General features: G+C 65.4%; 20 protein-coding genes. All 20 read left to right on the plus strand.

Translation table 11 applies throughout. The features are described from left to right. Nucleotides 1-9 precede the first annotated feature (9 nt). The 20 genes from rfbB (at nt 10) to flgJ (ending at nt 15,739) form a co-directional block, all read left to right on the plus strand. Nucleotides 10-1,086 carry a dTDP-glucose 4,6-dehydratase gene (gene rfbB / locus ABC977_RS05590; protein ID WP_369666264.1) on the plus strand — a complete coding sequence of 359 codons (1,077 nt, stop codon included), beginning with the start codon at nt 10-12 and terminating at the stop codon, nt 1,084-1,086. Continuing rightward, a complete protein-coding gene (gene rfbA / locus ABC977_RS05595; protein WP_369666265.1) occupies nt 1,083-1,973 on the plus strand; it encodes a glucose-1-phosphate thymidylyltransferase RfbA in 891 nt (296 codons plus the stop codon). The genes rfbB and rfbA overlap by 4 nt, the downstream gene beginning before the upstream one ends. Next, entirely contained in the window at nt 1,970-2,542 is a 573-nt protein-coding gene (gene rfbC / locus ABC977_RS05600) for a dTDP-4-dehydrorhamnose 3,5-epimerase (protein ID WP_369666266.1), read from the plus strand. The genes rfbA and rfbC overlap by 4 nt, the downstream gene beginning before the upstream one ends. Continuing rightward, nucleotides 2,539-3,444, plus strand: a complete 906-nt coding sequence (gene rfbD / locus ABC977_RS05605; protein WP_369666267.1) for a dTDP-4-dehydrorhamnose reductase — start codon at nt 2,539-2,541, stop codon at nt 3,442-3,444. Before rfbC ends, rfbD begins: the two co-directional genes overlap by 4 nt. A gap of 81 nt (nt 3,445-3,525) precedes the next feature. Beyond that, a complete protein-coding gene (queC, locus tag ABC977_RS05610; protein WP_369666268.1) occupies nt 3,526-4,224 on the plus strand; it encodes a 7-cyano-7-deazaguanine synthase QueC in 699 nt (232 codons plus the stop codon). Beyond that, on the plus strand, nt 4,221-5,315 hold the full coding sequence (locus tag ABC977_RS05615) for a 6-pyruvoyl trahydropterin synthase family protein (protein WP_369666269.1): 1,095 nt from the start codon (nt 4,221-4,223) through the stop codon (nt 5,313-5,315). Before queC ends, ABC977_RS05615 begins: the two co-directional genes overlap by 4 nt. A gap of 81 nt (nt 5,316-5,396) precedes the next feature. Then, nucleotides 5,397-5,744: a C-terminal helicase domain-containing protein gene (locus ABC977_RS05620; protein WP_369666270.1), complete on the plus strand. Its 348-nt coding sequence runs from the start codon at nt 5,397-5,399 to the stop codon at nt 5,742-5,744. Then, complete coding sequence (locus ABC977_RS05625) at nt 5,699-5,908, plus strand: protein NO VEIN domain-containing protein (RefSeq protein ID WP_369666448.1); 210 nt, start codon at nt 5,699-5,701, stop codon at nt 5,906-5,908. Before ABC977_RS05620 ends, ABC977_RS05625 begins: the two co-directional genes overlap by 46 nt. A gap of 149 nt (nt 5,909-6,057) precedes the next feature. Beyond that, nucleotides 6,058-6,273, plus strand: coding sequence for an AbrB/MazE/SpoVT family DNA-binding domain-containing protein (locus ABC977_RS05630; protein ID WP_369666271.1), 216 nt, complete (start codon nt 6,058-6,060; stop codon nt 6,271-6,273). Next, on the plus strand, nt 6,260-6,643 hold the full coding sequence (locus ABC977_RS05635) for a type II toxin-antitoxin system PemK/MazF family toxin (protein WP_369666272.1): 384 nt from the start codon (nt 6,260-6,262) through the stop codon (nt 6,641-6,643). Before ABC977_RS05630 ends, ABC977_RS05635 begins: the two co-directional genes overlap by 14 nt. Nucleotides 6,644-6,833: 190 nt before the next feature. Continuing rightward, the gene (locus ABC977_RS18355) at nt 6,834-7,538 is read left to right on the plus strand and encodes a DUF1156 domain-containing protein (RefSeq protein ID WP_501040249.1); all 705 of its coding nucleotides are present in this window, start codon (nt 6,834-6,836) and stop codon (nt 7,536-7,538) included. Nucleotides 7,539-7,855: 317 nt separating this feature from the next. Continuing rightward, nucleotides 7,856-8,242, plus strand: a complete 387-nt coding sequence (gene flgB, locus ABC977_RS05650; protein ID WP_369666273.1) for a flagellar basal body rod protein FlgB — start codon at nt 7,856-7,858, stop codon at nt 8,240-8,242. A gap of 1 nt (nt 8,243) precedes the next feature. Continuing rightward, nucleotides 8,244-8,654, plus strand: coding sequence for a flagellar basal body rod protein FlgC (flgC, locus tag ABC977_RS05655; protein ID WP_369666274.1), 411 nt, complete (start codon nt 8,244-8,246; stop codon nt 8,652-8,654). Nucleotides 8,655-8,679: 25 nt separating this feature from the next. Then, the gene (locus ABC977_RS05660; RefSeq protein WP_369666275.1) at nt 8,680-9,354 is read left to right on the plus strand and encodes a flagellar hook assembly protein FlgD; all 675 of its coding nucleotides are present in this window, start codon (nt 8,680-8,682) and stop codon (nt 9,352-9,354) included. A 185-nt stretch (nt 9,355-9,539) separates the two neighbouring features. Beyond that, a complete protein-coding gene (gene flgE / locus ABC977_RS05665; protein ID WP_369666276.1) occupies nt 9,540-10,802 on the plus strand; it encodes a flagellar hook protein FlgE in 1,263 nt (420 codons plus the stop codon). A 19-nt stretch (nt 10,803-10,821) separates the two neighbouring features. Then, on the plus strand, nt 10,822-11,556 hold the full coding sequence (locus tag ABC977_RS05670; RefSeq protein WP_369666277.1) for a flagellar basal body rod protein FlgF: 735 nt from the start codon (nt 10,822-10,824) through the stop codon (nt 11,554-11,556). 253 nt (nt 11,557-11,809) lie between these two features. Next, nucleotides 11,810-12,595 carry a flagellar basal-body rod protein FlgG gene (flgG, locus tag ABC977_RS05675; RefSeq protein ID WP_369666278.1) on the plus strand — a complete coding sequence of 262 codons (786 nt, stop codon included), beginning with the start codon at nt 11,810-11,812 and terminating at the stop codon, nt 12,593-12,595. A 21-nt stretch (nt 12,596-12,616) separates the two neighbouring features. Continuing rightward, nucleotides 12,617-13,342, plus strand: coding sequence for a flagellar basal body L-ring protein FlgH (locus tag ABC977_RS05680; protein WP_369666279.1), 726 nt, complete (start codon nt 12,617-12,619; stop codon nt 13,340-13,342). 144 nt (nt 13,343-13,486) lie between these two features. Then, nucleotides 13,487-14,599 (plus strand): flagellar basal body P-ring protein FlgI, encoded by a 1,113-nt coding sequence (locus tag ABC977_RS05685; protein ID WP_439849167.1) that lies wholly within the window; start codon nt 13,487-13,489, stop codon nt 14,597-14,599. Nucleotides 14,600-14,611: 12 nt separating this feature from the next. After that, nucleotides 14,612-15,739 carry a flagellar assembly peptidoglycan hydrolase FlgJ gene (gene flgJ, locus ABC977_RS05690; RefSeq protein ID WP_369666281.1) on the plus strand — a complete coding sequence of 376 codons (1,128 nt, stop codon included), beginning with the start codon at nt 14,612-14,614 and terminating at the stop codon, nt 15,737-15,739. Nucleotides 15,740-15,769: the final 30 nt, after the last annotated feature.

A 15,769-nucleotide genomic window follows, 5' to 3' on the forward strand; every position in this document is an offset into this window, starting at 1 on the left:
GGGAGACGGATGAGAACCCTACTCGTCACCGGTGGTGCCGGCTTCATCGGCAGCAACTTCGTGCAGCTGGCGCTGGCCGAGACCGATGCGGTCATCGTCAATCTGGACAAACTGACCTATGCCGGCAATCTGGATAGCCTGGCCTCGGTCGCTGGCAACCCGCGGCACGTCTTCGTCCAGGGCGACATCGGCGATCGCGCGCTGGTTCGCCGGCTGCTGGCCGACTATCGCGTCGACGCCATCGTCAACTTCGCCGCCGAGAGCCATGTCGACCGGTCGATCGATGGGCCGGCGGCCTTCGTCGAGACGAATGTCGTCGGGACCTTTCATCTGCTCGATAGCGCGCGCGATCATTGGGCCCATCTGGCCCCGGACGCGCGCGCCGCGTTCCGCTTCCTGCACGTCTCGACCGACGAGGTCTACGGGTCGCTCGGTGCGACCGGCCGCTTCACCGAGACGACGCCCTATGCACCGAACTCGCCGTACTCGGCGTCGAAGGCGGCATCGGATCACCTGATCCGGGCCTGGCACCACACCTTCGGTCTGCCTGTGTTGACGACGAACTGCTCGAACAATTATGGCCCCTATCAGTTTCCGGAGAAACTGATTCCGCTGATGATCCACAAGGCGCGGTGCGGCGAGGCCCTGCCGATCTACGGCGATGGCGGAAACATCCGCGACTGGCTCTATGTCGAGGACCATTGCCGGGCGATCCTGCGGGTCCTGGAGGCCGGGCGTCCGGGGGAGGTCTACAACATCGGCGGCGACAGCGAGCGGACCAACCTGGAGGTCGTCGACACCCTCTGCGCGCTGCTCGATGACGCCTGTCCGGACTCCCCGCACCGACCGCATGCGCGCCTGAAGCAGTTCGTCACCGACCGCCCCGGCCACGACCGCCGCTATGCGATCGATGCTAGCAAGATCCGGACCGAGCTCGGTTGGCGCCCGCGCGAGACCTTCGAGACCGGCCTGCGCCGGACCTTGGCCTGGTACCTGGACAACACCGATTGGTGTGACCGGGTCATGAGCGGCCGCTACCGCGGCGAGCGCCTTGGCGCGGCCGCGCCATCGGAGTCCCCTCGATGAATCGAAAAGGCTTGATTCTGGCCGGGGGCTCCGGCACCCGGCTCTACCCGCTGACCAATTCGATCAGCAAGCAACTGCTGCCGGTCTACGACAAGCCGATGATCTACTACCCGCTCAGCACCTTGATGCTGGCCGGGATCCGGCAGATCCTGATCATCACGACGCCGCGGGATCTCGCGGCCTTTCGCGAGTTGCTCGGCGATGGTCGCCAATGGGGCATCGAGCTGTCTTACGCGTCGCAACCCGAGCCGGGTGGTCTCGCGCAGGCCTTCCTGATCGGCCGCGATTTCATCGCCGGCGATCCGAGCTGTCTCGTGCTCGGCGACAACCTGTTCCACGGCCACGGGCTGACCGAGCGCTTGCGGGTCGCGGCCGCGCGGACCGAGGGGGCCACCGTCTTCGGTTACTGGGTCAAGGACCCAGAGCGCTATGGCGTGGCCGGGTTCGATGCCGCCGGTCGCGTCACCAGTCTCGAAGAGAAGCCGGCCGACCCGAAATCGAATTATGCGGTGACCGGTCTTTACTTTTACGATCGCGATGTTTGCGACCTCGCGGCCGAATTGCGTCCCTCGGCCCGCGGCGAGCTCGAGATCACGGATCTCAACAACCGTTATCTGCAACGGGGCAGGCTGATCATGGAGCGGCTCGGCCGCGGCTTCGCGTGGCTCGACACTGGCACGCACGAATCGCTGTTGCAGGCCGGCGAATTCATCCACACCATCGAGGAACGCCAAGGGCTCAAGGTTTGCTGCCCCGAGGAGATCGCGTTCAAGAACCGCTGGATCGACGCCGGTCACCTGAAGGCCCTGGCGCGGGACCTGCAGAAGAGCGGCTATGGCGACTATCTGCTGCGGTTGCTCGACTGGGATCAGGAGATCGGCCCATGACCCGGATCGAAACGGCGATCCCCGGGGTCTTGATCCTCGAGCCCAAGGTCTTCGGCGACGAACGCGGCTTTTTCATGGAGACCTGGCGCCGGGATGGTCATGCCGAGCTTGGTGTTCCCCCTGGCCTGGTCCAGGACAACCTGGCCTTTTCGCGGCAGGGCGTTCTGCGCGGGCTGCATGTCCAGTATCCGCATCCGCAGGGCAAGCTGGTGCAGGTGTTGCGCGGCGAGGTCTTCGACGTCGCGGTCGACATCCGACACGGCTCGCCTTGGTTCGGTCGCTGGGTCGGGGTGCGCTTGTCCGGCGACAACAAGCGCCAGTTCTGGGTGCCGCCGGGCTTCGCGCACGGTTACTGCGTAATCAGCGACGAGGCGCTGTTCGGTTACAAGTGCAGCGACTACTATCACCCGGAGACGGAGTTCGGGGTGCGCTGGGACGATCCGGCGATCGGCATCGAATGGCCGCTCACCGGCCCGCCCCAGCTGTCGGAAAAGGATCGTAACGCCCCATGTCTCGAGGAGATCCCGGAGGCGCGTCTACCCATCTACGAAGGGGGTCCCCCGTCATGACCGTGTCGACCAACAAACCACCTCGCCTCTTGCTGATCGGCGCCAATGGCCAGGTCGGTTGGGAACTGTGTCGAACCCTGGCGCCGCTGGGTCAGGTGGTGACGGCCTCGGTCGAGGGCGGCACGGACCATTGGGTCGATCTCGCCGATGCCGAGTCCGTCAGCCGCTTGATCCAGGAGGCCAAGCCCGATGCCGTCATCAACGCGGCTGCTTATACAGCCGTCGACAAGGCCGAGACCGAGACGCTGATCGCGCAGCGGATCAATGCCGATGCGCCCGGGATGCTCGGTGCGCTGCTCGGGGAGCGCGGCATACCGATCGTCCATTATTCGACCGACTTCGTGTTCGCCGGCGATACCGGCCAGCCCTACCGCGAGGACGATGCACCGGGGCCATTGAACGTCTATGGCGCGACCAAGCTCGAGGGCGAACGCCGGCTGCTCGATTCGGGCGCCAACGCGATCGTCTTCCGTACCGCCTGGATCTACGGGGCGCGCGGCAACAATTTTCTGCTGACGATGCGGCGGATGTTCGCGGATAAAGACGAATTGCGGATCGTCAACGATCAGATCGGTTCGCCGACCTGGAGTCGCATGTTGGCCGAGGTCACGGCCCTGGTGCTGCATCGGGTCCTGATCGGCGAACTCGACATCGAGCGGGTCAAGGGCGTCTATCACCTGACCGGCGCCGGGCAGACCAGCTGGTACGATTTCGCGTGCAGCATCCTCGGGGCCAGCGGCGAGCGTTGTCGTCTGTTGCCGATCCCGAGCAGCGAATACCCGGCACCGGCGAAGCGCCCGGCCTTCTCGGTGCTCGACAACTCGAAGACGCTGGAGACCTTCGGGGTGCGCCTGCCCGATTGGCAACACTCGCTGCGGCAATGCCTCGAGGAGTTGCGCTGATATGGGCGATCGCCCGCGTGTGACCACGGCGAGGCGCTCGCCCCGGGCGGTGACGGCCGATCGGCGTGGCGGGCTCGGGTCGTGAGCCCTGTCGTCGTCCTGCTCAGCGGTGGCTTGGACTCGGCGACGGCCCTGGCGGTCGCCCGGGAGCGCGGGCACCAGCCATTCGCGCTGTCGTTCCGTTACGGGCAGCGCCATGCCGTGGAGCTCCGCGCGGCCGAGCAGCAGGCCGCGGCGCAAGGCGTCACCGAGCATCTGATCCTCGACATCGACCTGCGCCGGCTCGGTGGTTCGGCCCTGACCGCCGACATCGCCGTGCCCAAGGGTCGGGATACGGCGGCGATGGCGACCGGCATCCCGGTCACCTATGTTCCGGCCCGCAACACCATCTTCCTGTCCTTTGCACTGGCCTGGGCCGAGACCCTCGGTGCCCGCGAGATCTTCCTCGGTGTCAATGCGCTCGATTATTCCGGCTACCCGGACTGCCGTCCCGACTACATCGCGGCCTTCGAGCGCCTGGCCAACCTGGCCACCGCGGCGGGTGTCTCCGGCGACGCGCCGATCCGGATCCAGGCCCCGCTGATCGAGGCCACGAAGGCCGATATCATCCGGCTCGGGACCCGGCTCGGGGTCGATTTCGCGTTGACCAGCAGTTGTTACGACCCAGAAGGTGATGGCCGGCCCTGTGGGGCCTGCGACGCCTGTCGGCTGCGGGCCAAGGGTTTTGCCGAGGCCGGTTTGACCGATCCGCTGCTCGAACGCTTCGCGGTGGGCCAATGAGCGAGCGGTTGTTCCATGTCGCCGCGGCCCCATTCGAGGCCGCACGCCGGGTCGCGATCCTGCCCGAAGGTCACCGGGCGCGGCGACTCCACGGCCATGGCTTCGTGGCCCGCGTGCGCGCCGAGATCCCGGACGGTTGGGCGCCGTTTCGCGGCGGCGAGGGCGACCGGCTCACGCAGGCCCTCGGTGACTGCATCGCCGAACTCGACTATCGGGACCTCAACGAGGTCCTCCCGATCCCGACCGACGAGAACCTAGCCCGGTGGGTGCGTCAACGGCTCGCGGTGCCGGGTCTCGATTCGGTCGGCATCCAGAGCACGCCGCATCAGGGCGCCGACCTCGACGGCCGAGACCATGTCCATGTCTGGCGCCGTTTCCGCTTCGAGGCCGCGCACCATCTGCCGAGGGTCGCGGCCGATCACCCGTGCGGCCGATTGCACGGTCACGGCTTCGAGGTGATTCTGCATGCGGATCAGGATCTGGCCGGGCATGACATGGGCCCCGATTTCGACCGGCTCGAGGCGCTCTGGGTGCCGTTACACGAGGCCCTGCATCAGCGCTACCTGAACGAGATCCCGGGACTCGAGAACCCGACCAGCGAGATGCTCGCGCGTTGGCTGTGGGACCGGGTCCGGCCCGAGCTGCCGGCGTTGTCATGCGTCAGCGTCTACGAGACCGCGACCGCCGGCTGCCATTTCGATGGCCGCCACTTCCGGATCTGGAAGGAACAGCGGTTCGAGAGCGCGGTGCGCCGCGTCCACGCCCCAGCCGATGACCCGCGCCACGGCTGGCACGGGCACAGCTATCTGCTGCGCCTGCATCTGACCGCGCCGCTCGATGAGGTCCATGGCTGGACGATCGACTACGGCGACGTCAAGGCGTTGTTCGCGCCGATCTACCGGCAGCTCGATCATCATCCGCTCAATGACCTGCCACACCTCGACGAGGCCGCCCCGGGGCATCTGGTCTCCTGGTTGCGCGAAGCCTGCGCGGCGGCGCTGCCGCAACTCGATCGCATCGATCTCTACGAGACCCCCGGCTGCGGCGCCCTGCTGTGCTGGGGCGACCTCGGCCCGAACCTGCCGCTTTGATCGGTGGACGGTCATCAGGGCGGCAGCCCGGGGCCGTGCCGAACCGCCGCCGCCTTGGCCGATCGCGCCGAGGAGCCCAAGGTGCCCTGCGGCGCGGGACCGATCCCGCTGCCGACACCCTCGCCGCATAAGAAGCTCGTCATCTTCAGCGAGCATCGCGACACCCTGAATTACTTGGAGGGTAGCATCACCAGCTTGCTCGGCCGCAAGGATGCCGTGGTCATCATCCACGGCGGGATCGGCCGCGAGGAGCGCCTCGAAGTCCAAGAGTCCTTCAAGCACGACCCACAAGTCCAGGTCCTGCTCGCCACCGACGCGGCGGGGGAGGGCATCAACCTGCAGCGATCGAGAGCCGCGTCCCCGGAACCGGCAAGCTGCGCTTCATCGAGGTCAAGGGCCGGGTCGCCGGCGCCGAGACCATCACCATGACGCGCAACGAGATCCTCTCCGCACTCGATAAGCCGGACGACTTCATCCTTGCCATGGTGGAGTTTCTCGACGGCGACACACATCGAGTGCACTGCCTTCGACAGCCGTTCCGGCGGGCGCCCGACTTCCATGCCAGCCGCGTCAATCACCATTTCGCTGAATGACTGAGTCGCGCGGAGGCGCCGAAGTAATCGCCCGAGCAACGGGTGGGCGCGATCACACACGCCACCAAACGACATCCTTGGTTGACCAGTACAAGGATTCTCCCTAGCTTGACAGGCCATCGTCATTGATCTGTCCACGAGGTGTCGGGATGCTGACCAGTAAACTCACCAGCAAGTCGCAAACCACCATTCCTCAACCGGTGCGTGCGGCACTCGGACTGCGTCCGGGCGACGAGATCCTTTACCGCATCGACGATGGTCAGGTGATCCTGGCCAAGGCGCGGGCGGTCCAGGGCGATGACCCTTTCAAGACCTTCGACGAATGGGACTCGGAGGCGGATCGCCAAGCCTATGCCGATCTCTGACCCATCCGCGGCATTCCTGCCGGGAGCAGTGATCAAGGTTCCCTTCCCCTACACGGATCGCCCGACCCGGCAGCGACGACCGGCACTGATCGTTTCCAACCCGGACTTGCAGCGCAGGCACGGGCTTTCCTGGGTACTGATGATTACGAGCGCCGCCAACCGCGGTTGGCAAGGCGACGTGGACACCGCCGACATCACCTTGGCTGGCTTGCCGGCCCCTTCGGTCGTGCGTACGGCCAAGATTGCCACGATCGACTCGCGCGATGCTGTCCTTTTGGGTCGGGTCAGCGCGGAGGTCCTGCAACTCGTCCAGCGACACCTCGACGCGATCCTTCGATCCGATGACTCCCAACCGAGACCATCACCCTGACGCGCAAAGAGATTCTGTAATCGCTCGACAAGCCGAATGACTTCGTCCTGGCCATTGTCGAGTTCATCGGCGACACGCTGAGGGGCAGCCGTGTACGCTGCGGGGATGGGTTTCTCCCGCAGTTCATCGAGGAAGAGCTCTCCCTGGTTCCTCAATACAAATCGGGGTCCTCATCGAAGTCGCCCTCCCGTTGGAGGCGATCAACAAGGCCGGTGCGCGGGAGAAGTCGATCCGGCACGGACATCCGTCGACGCTGTATCGGTGGTGGGCGCGGCGGCCTTTGGCGGCGGCGCGGGGTCGATGCCGAGGGCAAGCCGTTGCCTGTGCGTGCCGCGCGGCTGGTCGGGGCGCTGCGCCGCCTCATCCTCGGAGACGACGGCGACGGCGATCCGGTCATGCAGTTGCAGACCAACTTCGGCGGCGGCAAGACGCACTGGATGCTACGTGCGGGGCAGATGGTGACCTGTGGTCGACAGCCAAGCGTCGGGGGTCTTGGTCAATCCCGACGTGGCCATGCGTCAGTTGGATGCCGAGCGCCCGATTGCTCCCAAGCCGCGGAGCGCTGAACCGAACTCGAGCGGCGTGGATGAGCCGATCGTGGTCACGCCCGGGATACCCTCGCTGGGCGGGAGCAGGCGACCCTCGGCGGTGGAGTGCGAAGCCGAAGCGCTTTCACGGTAGCGTCCGGCTCGACGCGACCCGCGTCGGACGCGACGCCGGGCGCGTCGCCGAGGAGGTCATCGCGCATCTGGCTGGTCTAGTCCATGCCAAGGTGACCGTGACCATCGAAATCGAGGCGGAGATGCCCTTCGGCGTGCCGGATCATGTGGTGCGCACGGTGACCGAGAATAGCCGGACGCTGAATTTCGCGAGTCAGGGATTCGAGCAGGAGTAGTCCATCACGTCCCTACGTTTTCGCATCGCAGGTCGCGACACGCCCTGCATTCATGCTTGACATCATCCTTGCCGGGGCGTCGACGAGGTTTCCTCGCCAACGACGGTCGCGTCCACGCGATGCGCATCGGTTCGCGGTGCTCCATCGCGTCGGGCCGTTCCTTTGTTTGCCGGTACCGGCAAGAAGTTGCCACTGCCGGGCCGCCGCCGACCGGCGGGCCGCGGCAAGTCCTTGCTGAGGCAGTCGTACAGCTGATGGCGCAGAATCTGCTTTAACAGGGGCTGGTACAGCGATAGGGGCATTCCTCTGGAGGCATCATGGCCATCGGCATCGATTCGGCGCTCGGCGTTTATCCCGAGGCCTTGCGGCTTCGCGAACGCCGCGCGGAAGTCCTCGCCGCTAATCTGGCGAACGCCGACACGCCCGGTTTCAAGGCCCAGGACTTCGACTTCAAGGCGACCCTGGCGCAGCAAAACGTGCGCGTCAGGCTCGCCAGCACGAATGCCGCGCACATCGAGACCCCGGGAACACCGGAGGCCGAGCGTCTGTACCGGGTACCGTCGCAAGCCGCGCTCGACGGCAATACCGTTGATCCGCATCTGGAAAAGGCCGCCTTCGCGGAGAACGCGATTCGGTACCAGACGACCCTGATGTTGTTGGGGTCGCGGATCGGCGGCCTGATGAGCGCCATCCGAGGAGAATGACATGGCCGTTGAACGGGTCTTCGATATCGCTGGATCGGCCTTGTCCGCCGGCAGCGTCCGGCTGAACACCATCTCGAGCAACCTGGCCAATGCCGACACGGTCAGCGCGACCCCGGAAGAGGCCTATCGCTCGCGCGAACCGGTTTTCGCCAATGTCTTGGCGGGGCAACTCGGCGGCGGGAGTGCTGGCGTTCGCGTGCTCGGGGTCGTCGAAAGCCTTGCCGAGCCGCGCAAGGAGTACCAGCCCGATCATCCAGGGGCCGATGCGGACGGGTATCTCTACTATTCGAACGTCAACGTCATGGAGCAGCTTGCGAATCTGATCTCGGCGTCTCGCTCCTATCAGACCAACGTCGACGTCATGAGCACGGCAAGGCAATTATTGCTCAAGACATTGGAACTCGGCCGATAAACGGCGGATCACGAGGGTAGCCATCATGTCCATCGCAGTGAATCCAACGATGACGGCCGATGATCCCGGTCAGATCGAGCCGCGGCCGCCACCTTCGAGCCAATCCCTGGGCCAGGACGATTTTATGACCCTGATGATGGCCCAGCTCAAGGCCCAGGACCCGATGAACCCGATGGACAGTCACAACTTCCTGTCCCAACTGGCTCAGTTCAGCACCGTCAGCGGGATCGAGAAACTGAATCAGTCTTTCGTTGGCCTTGCCGAGTCGTTGACGTCCAGCCAGACCTTGCAGGCCTCTCAGCTGGTCGGCCGCTCGGTATTGGTCCAGGGTGAGGGACTCGTGTTCGATGGGACCTCTGGGGCGGTCGGCGCGATCGATCTGCCGGTGATGGTGCCCGACTTGACCATCAATCTCTATGACGCGACTGGTCAGCTCGTGCGCACGATGAGCATGGCAGGGCAGGGTCCGGGTCTGGTCAACATCAATTGGGACGGACTCGATGACTCAGGCGAGCCGCTGCCGGCAGGCCGTTACCGTCAGGAGGCGACCGGTTCCATCAATGGAGAGCAGGTGGTGTTCGAGTCCATGGTTCGGCAACAGGTCGATGGCGTCTCCGTGGATGCTCAGGGCGGGCCAGTGCTTCTATCCCTGGCCGGTGGGCAGCAGATAACCTTGGATCAGGTGCGAGAGATCCGTTAGGGAAACGCTGAACTATCCAGCGTTTTCCGTGCGGGGCAGGAGCCCCGCCGTGTTCGGTCGCGATCAGCGACTGAACAAGAGGGAAGTCGGAAACCGCGTTTGCGACTTCCGTGCTGATCTTTGGCCAGGACGGCCAATAGATCAGCGTCGCCTTGGTCGACAGATGATTCGTGGGAGATGATTCGATGCTAATGAATAACGCCATCAGTGGCCTGCAAGCGGCGACGACCGATTTGTCCGTGGTCAGCAATAATGTGGCCAATGCGTCCACCGTCGGCTTTAAGTCGTCGCAGGCGCTGTTCGCGGACATGTACGCGGCGAATGCCTCGCCCGGGAAGGCCGTGGGCATGGGTGTGCAGGTCGCTGGGGTCAGCCAGAGCTTCAACCAGGGGTCCTTGAAGTTGACCAACAAAAGCCTCGATTTGGCCATCGTTGGTCAAGGGTTCTTCGGCGTGAACAATGGTGGCGCGATGGCCTACACCCGTGCTGGTGCCTTCGGAACCGATAAGGATGGTTTCATCGTCAACCAGGGTGGCATGAGACTGATGGGGTACCAATCGAATGGCGCGGGCGGGGTGTCGGGCCAGTTGGGGGACCTGCGGATCGACACCGCCAAGATGGCCCCGTCGGCGACGTCGCGAGGCAATCTGTCATTGAACCTCGACGCCGGCGTCGAGCCGCCCGCCGAACCCTGGGCCGGGCCTTTCGATCCGTGGGGCGAAGACGCGAACGCCGGACCACCGAGCCCAGATACCTATAACAGCGCCACGTCGCTGACGGTCTACGATAGCTTAGGCAATCCTCATACCCTCTCGCTCTACTTCGTGCGCGGAGAGGGCAATCAGTGGGAGGTGCATGCGCTGATCGGCGGCGTCACAGTGGGTGGTTCACCGGCCGGCACCCTCACCTTCGATGAGCAGGGCGTCCTCGACCCCGAATCGGCCGAGTTCGAGCTCGCCGGCTGGCAGCCCCTGAACGGGGCCGGCGAGCCCAATGGCGCGGCGGGGAAGGATATGACCTTTTCACTCGGGGATTCGACCCAGTTCGCCAGTCCCTTCACCATCCAGGGTCTGCAACAGGATGGCTATGCGACCGGCGAATTCAGCCGGATCGCGATCGACGACACCGGCCACATCGTCAGCTACTTCACGAACGGCCGATCGCAGGTGGTGGGGCAGGTGGCCCTTTACAACTTTGCCAACCCGCAAGGACTTCAGCCGGTTGGGGACAGCGCTTGGGTCGAAACCCCGGAGTCGGGAGTGGCCCTGGTGGGCGCCCCGGGTGTGGGCGGATTGGGGCGCTTGGAGTCCGGCGCGCTGGAAGAGTCGAATGTCGATCTCACCGAGGAGCTGGTGAACCTGATTCAGGCGCAGCGTAATTATCAGGCCAATGCCAAGACGATCCAGACCGCGGATACCATTACCCAGACGATCTTGAACATGAGGTAGGCGGAAGGAGGGGTCAGCGATGGATAGGATGCTCTATATCGGTATGGCCGGAGCGCGTGAGGTGGCCAATGCGCAGGGGGTTGTCAGCAACAACCTGGCCAACGCCAACACCGCCGGTTTTCGCGCCGATCTGCATCAACTGCAGAGTCAATCCGTCTATGGGCCGGGGTTTCCGTCGCGGGCCTATGCCGGGGCCGAGTCGCCCGGGGCCGATCTCTCGCCGGCGGCCCCGATTCCGACGGGCCGCGATCTGGACGTGGCGATTCAAGGTCAGGGTTGGATCGCGGTCCAGGCCCCCGATGGCAACGAGGCCTATACACGGGCCGGGGATATGCAGGTCTCGGCCGGCGGCATCCTGACCAACGGAGCGGGGCACCCGGTGCTCGGCAATGCCGGCCCGGTGGCGCTGCCGCCGGCCGACAAGGTCGAGATCGGCCAGGACGGGACCATCTCGATCAAGCTGTTGGGACAGGACAACATGGCGGTGCTTGACCGGATCAAACTGACCCGGCCCCCGGACGAACAGATGCACAAGGGCGATGATGGCTTGTTCCGGTTGGCCGATGGCGAGGAGGCCGATGCCGATCACACGGTGACATTGGTATCGGGGGCGCTCGAATCGAGCAATGTCAATGGCGTCGAGTCGCTGGTGCAGATGATGAAGCTGGCCCGTCTGTTCGAGCTGCAGGTCAAGGTCATGAAGGAGGCCGAGAGAACGGACGAGGCCGCGAGCATGCTGGTCCGGCCGGCCTGACGACCGGACGGGTCCGAGCATCGGTTCAAGAATAACCGCCGCACTCGTAGGTCGGGTCAGCGCAGCGCAACCCGATCTCGAAGGCTAATTCCCATGGCCGGGGCCACCCCGCAGCTTGGCATCTCTCGACCGGGGGCCAGGTATCCGGCGTTCGGCTGCGAACTTCAGGTTAAGCCAGGTTGGCCCGAATAATGCTGCCAACTCAGTAGGTGCCGATTCCTTGACGGACCGGCCGCAATGCGACGGAGGTGACATGTTTCCCGCCCTTTGGATCAGCAAGACCGGGCTCGAGGCCCAGCAGACGAACCTCGCGGTGATCTCGAACAACCTCGCGAACGTCAACACGACCGGCTTCAAGCGTGGACAGGCCATGTTTCAAGACCTCCTGTATCAAACCGTGCGCCAGCCGGGCGGGTTGGAAACGGAGGACACGGAGCTGCCGTCCGGACTCACGCTCGGAACCGGGGTGCGAACCGTCGCGACCGCGAAGCTGTTCACGCAGGGCAACATCGTCCACACCGGCAACGATCTGGACGTCGCGATCAACGGTCGCGGATTCATCCAGGTCTTGTCGCCGGATGGCACGGTCGTCTACACCCGGGATGGATCGCTGCAACGCAATTCGGAGGGGCAGCTCGTGACGGCCAGCGGGATGCTAATCGAGCCGGCGGTGACCCTCCCCGAGGCGACCTTGACCGTGACGATCGGATCGGATGGAACCGTCTCCGCGCAGGTCGCGGGCGACGAGGCCCCGACGCAGGTTGGCCAGATCGAACTGGTCGACTTCATCAACCCGGCGGGCCTCGAGGCGATAGGCAATAACCTGTTTCGGGAAACCGCCGCTAGCGGTACGCCGCAACCGGGTATCCCGGGGCTCGATGGGCTTGGGGTCCTGGTGCAGGGGTCGGTCGAGAGCTCGAACGTCAACGTCGTCGAGGAGCTCGTGAACATGATCGAGACCCAGCGCGCCTACGAAATGAACTCAAAGGCCATCGGGACGGCCGACGACATGCTGCGGTTCGTTGCTCAAAACCTCTAACGAGTGATTCGGAGAACCGGTATGACGCCTCTATCCTGGATCGGCGGCGGCCTCGGTGCCGCGGGGCTTCTGTTGATCGGCGGCTGTGCGTCGGTGACGAAGCCGCCACCGGTACCCGGCGATAACCCCGCCTATGTCGCGGCGCGTCCGGTACCGCCGCCGCCGGAGGCGGTCCCGCCGGTCGTCATGCCATCGCCGACCCAATTCACCGGGAGCCTTTACCGTGCCGGGTACGGCATGATGCTTTTCGAGAATGCCGTGGCCCGCAATATTGGTGACATCCTGACCATCACACTGATGGAGAAGACGGCCGCCAAGAAGAATGCCATGACCGGTTTGGCGAAGGATTCGACTGGGTCCTTGGAGGCCGCGATCCGTGCGGCTGGCATGAACGTGGATCCACGCAGCTTGGACCTGGACGTGACGGTGGACCGCGCCTTCGACGGCGTCGGCAAGAGCGAGCAAAGCAATAGCTTGCAGGGCAACATCTCGGTGGTCGTTTCCGAGGTGCTGCCGAACGGCAATCTGCTGGTCGGCGGCGAGAAATGGCTCACGCTGAACCAGGGCGAGGAGTTCATTCGCATCACGGGCATCGTTCGGCCGCAGGACATCCGGCCCGACAACACGGTGTCGTCGTTGTTGGTCGCCGATGCACGGATCAGTTACGGCGGGACCGGAACGCTCGCGGATACGAACCGGCCGGGTTGGCTCACGCGCTTCTTCTTGAACCCCATCTTCCCGCTTTGATCGAGGGGTCCGGCCGCGGCTGCTCGGCCCGGCCCGCCTCGTTGTGAGTGTCACGCTATGAAACGAAGGTCTTGCACGATGATGACCGGCCGCTGGCTTGTCCCCTTGAGCCTGTTGGCGGCGTTCGCGGCGCACGGCGACGGCATGCTCGAAAACGATGACTTTGGCGCGACGCCGTATCCCACTCCAGGTTTGCTCGACGCGCGCGCGAGCGTCGGGACCCGGATCAAGGACATCGCATCGATCGCCGGCGTGCGTTCGAACCAGCTCGTCGGTTATGGGCTGGTGGTGGGTTTGGATGGCACCGGCGATAATACCAATACCAGCCGTTTCACGGCCCAAAGCGTCACCAACATGCTCCAGCAGCTCGGTGTCGCCCTGCCCCCGAACGTGCAGATTCGACCGAAAAACGTCGCGGCCGTCCTCGTGACGGCGACGCTGCCACCGTTCGCGCGACTGGGTCAGACGATCGATGTCACGGTGTCCTCGATCGGCAACGCCGAGAGCTTGCGCGGCGGCGCCTTGCTGATGACCCCGCTAAAAGGGGCCGATGGACAGATCTACGCGCTGGCCCAGGGCAACATGGTCGTTGGCGGATTCGGTGCGCGAGGCGCGGATGGCTCGCGGGTCACGGTCAATGTCCCGAGCGCCGGCCGGATCCCGAACGGTGCGACCGTCGAGCGGGTCGTCGCCAACCCTTTCAACGAGGGCGGCGACCTGGTGCTGCATCTGCATGATTCGGACTTCACGACGGCCCTGAGAGTGGCCGAGGCGATCAATGCACGGCTCGGCCGCCACTCGGCCTCGCCGCTCGACGGCGGCGCGATTCGCGTCACGGCGCCGGATGATCCGGGTCAGCGGGTCGCCTTCGTCGCCGCGGTCGAGAACATCCCCGTCGAGCCGGGAGACGCCGCGGCGCGGGTGGTCATCAACTCCCGCACCGGGACCGTCGTCATTGGGCAGCATGTCGTGGTCCGGCCGGCCGCGGTCAGCCACGGCAATCTGGTCGTGACCATCACCGAGACCCCGTTGGTCAGCCAGCCGGCGCCCTTCTCCGGCGGGGTCACGGTCACCGGGACCGATTCCGAGGTCGAGATCAGCCAGGAGAGCCGTATGTTCTTGATGGAACCCGGTGTCTCACTCGAGGAGATCGTGCATGCGGTCAACCAGGTCGGCGCGGCGCCCGGCGACCTGGTGGCGATTCTGGAGGCGTTGCGCGAGGCCGGCGCGCTGCGCGCGACGCTGGTGGTGATCTGATGGGGGTGACGGATGGATGAGCTTCAGGCCAGCCGGGTCTATACCGATTTCCAGGGTCTGGCGACGCTACGGGGCAAGGCGCGCGAAGCCGCACCGGAGGCCCTGACCGTCGCCGCGAAGCAGTTCGAAGCCTACTTGGTGCAACAGCTTCTGCGGGCCAGCCGCGAGGCCAACCCGGACGGAGGACTGTTCGGTGGCACCGGTAACGGCCTGTACGAGGACATGTTCGATAAACAGATCGCGTTGACCGTGACGGCCGGTCGCGGACTCGGGGTGGCCGATCTGCTGGTGCGCCAGTTGGCGCCGGCGGTTCAAGGCACAGACTCGCCGACGGCACGACCTGCGGCCAGTGATTCGGGCCCGACGGCAGTGGGAGACGAGCCGCAACCCGCAACCGCGACCCCGGTGGCCGTCAGAGCCGAGCCCAGGGTCGCGACCCCAGCGCAGCCCGCCGCGGTCCGGGCGCCCGAGCCGCCGGTCCCGGCTGTTCCGACTGTCGCACCGCCGCCGGCTGCTGTTTCGTCAACGCGTCCGTCCTGGCCTCTGCTGGGCGCTGGCTCGCCGATTACCCAAGCCGCAGTGGCCGCGACGCGCTCCGCGGACGGTCCCGAGGGGTCGGCAACCGGCCCGACCAGGGTCCGCTTCACCAACGCCGAGGCCTTCGTCGACGCCGTCATGCCGCATGCGCGGCAAGTCGGGGCCGAGCTCGGCGTCGATCCGCGACTGCTCGTGGCCCAGGCCGCGTTGGAGACCGGCTGGGGGCGCTCGATCATCCGCAACAGTGACGGCAGCAGCAGTCACAACCTGTTCAACATCAAGGCCCACCGGGCCTGGGATGGTCCGGTTGCGGCGGTACGCACCAAGGAGTACCTGGGCGGGGCCCCGACCATGGTGCAGGCCGAGTTTCGCTCCTACGAGTCCTTCGGGGCGTCGTTCCGCGATTACGTGGATTTTCTCAAGGCCAACCCGCGTTACCGCGAGGCCCTGACCAAGACACATGATCCCAAGGCGTTCGCCGAGTCGCTGCAAGCGGCGGGCTATGCCACGGACCCATCGTACGCGGACAAGGTCATGCGCATCTTCGCGTCGGACCGACTCGCGAAGGCCGCGGCGGCGCCCGCCGGACCGGGGCTCGTCTGAGCGGCGCCGAGTGCGAGCACGCGTCAGCGC

Origin of the sequence: Thioalkalicoccus limnaeus, assembly GCF_041197575.1 — a bacterium.
Classification (GTDB): domain Bacteria; phylum Pseudomonadota; class Gammaproteobacteria; order Chromatiales; family Chromatiaceae; genus Thioalkalicoccus; species Thioalkalicoccus limnaeus.